This is a genomic window from Synechococcus sp. R6-10, from assembly GCF_047461815.1.
Lineage (GTDB): Bacteria > Cyanobacteriota > Cyanobacteriia > Thermostichales > Thermostichaceae > Thermostichus.
On the sequence record NZ_JANSHW010000701.1, the window covers coordinates 1 to 833 of the forward strand.

Genomic DNA, 833 nt, shown 5'->3' on the forward strand with positions numbered 1-833 from the left:
GGCAAAGTGCATCTGAAAGTCCAACGCCAGCGTAAAGACTGGGCAATTAAGCAGGCACGGTGCGTGGTGGCATCTCACGATGTCGTGGCGTATGAAGACTTGCAGGTGAAGAACCTGGTCAAAAATCATCATCTTGCCAAATCCATTCATGATGCTGGCTGGTCTCAATTCACTGCGTGGCTGGACTACTACGGCAAGGTGTGGGACAAGGCAGTCGTCAGCGTACCGCCGCAGTACACCACACAGGACTGTAGTCACTGTGGGCATAGGGTAGTAAAAACCCTATCCACCAGAACCCATAGTTGTCCTCAATGTGGATTTGAATCAGACAGAGACCAGAATGCGGCTTTGAACATCCTCAAGAAGGGACTAAGCATCTTGGGAATGGAGTGGCAAAACAGTACCTTTGGGCAAAAGGGAACTGCCTCGAAAGAGGGAACGCTTGGGGAGAGATGCACCGCTGCTTTAGAGGGGCAACCTGATGAAGTAAGTGCGCTCGCAGAACCAAGAACAAGAATCCCCTGCCTTTAGGCAGGGGAGTATGTCAAAAGCAGGGAAAAGCCGAGAAGGGAGCCGAGCTGTTTATCTCCAATTATCTACTCTCTACGAATGACGACATGCGCGTGCAGTGCAATAAGTACATCCAGCCTGCGTTGTGGCGATAGCGGCGTGTCCTTGCTTTATCAAACCGGTTTGCCGGTTGCACGGGTCATCTTATTGCGCGAATTTTCCCGGACACACAGCAACGCTTGTCATCACGCTGATCTTGCTCGTTGCATCCGTTACCGCAGCGCCGTCTCACGCTCCAGCAGCATGTGAGCGCAGGACGACCA

General features: G+C 52.3%; 1 protein-coding gene. It reads left to right on the forward strand.

The annotated features are described in order from the left end of the window. Window positions 1-531, forward strand: a 531-nt coding sequence (locus tag NW837_RS15410) for an RNA-guided endonuclease InsQ/TnpB family protein (protein ID WP_414332540.1), incomplete at its 5' end; no start/stop codon positions are given. Window positions 532-833: the final 302 nt, after the last annotated feature.